Annotated in this window: 1 protein-coding gene; it reads right to left on the bottom strand. The window is 28.6% G+C overall.

Features of this window, described 5'->3' with window-relative positions:
• Positions 1-3: 3 nt before the first annotated feature.
• On the bottom strand, positions 4-238 hold a 235-nt coding region (locus FUA24_RS00985), incomplete at its 5' end, for a helix-turn-helix domain-containing protein (protein WP_148539673.1).

Below are 238 nucleotides of genomic sequence, written 5' to 3'. Positions count from 1 at the left end.
TTTTTATGATAAAGACATAATGTATTTTTTGGGTGTAGTGCCGTATTTCTTTTTAAAAGCAGCAATAAAATGGCTTGAAGTACTATACCCTACTTTTAACCCAACTTCGTTTACGTTGTTTTCACCAGATTCTAAGAGTTTTCTAGCAAATTCCATTTTATAATCAAATAGAAAACTAAAAACAGAATCGCCATAAATTTGCTTAAAACCTTCTTTAAGTTTTTTAATATTCAAGCCT

The organism is Seonamhaeicola marinus, assembly GCF_008085455.1.
Note: the sequence above shows the minus strand (reverse complement) of the source record. Positions and strands in the feature narration are given on the sequence as shown.